The organism is Sulfitobacter dubius, assembly GCF_027214245.1.
GTDB classification, from domain to species: Bacteria; Pseudomonadota; Alphaproteobacteria; order Rhodobacterales; family Rhodobacteraceae; genus Sulfitobacter; species Sulfitobacter dubius_A.
On sequence record NZ_JAPWHM010000056.1, the window covers coordinates 1 to 243 of the forward strand.

General features: G+C 40.3%; 1 pseudogene. It reads left to right on the forward strand.

Features of this window, described 5'->3' with window-relative positions:
* Positions 1–243, forward strand: a pseudogene (locus O4H31_RS19590) (IS110 family transposase); the annotation flags it as partial.

Sequence of the window (243 nt, forward strand, 5' to 3'; positions counted from 1 at the left end):
GTCATCTCCTGAAGTAATTGACGCTCTTTCAACAGAAGAATTAATGCAATTTTTATCAAAAAATAGCCGTGGTCGCCTACGCTTAGATAAGGCAGATAAATTAAAGCAAGCGGCATCAAATTCCTTTGGAATAACTTTCGCTCAGGACGCTTATATTTTCCAGCTCCGCTCTATGCTTGAACAATTGATGTTTCTAGAGAAGCAAGTGGAAGCAGTTGACCAACAGGTCAAGCAACGTATGGA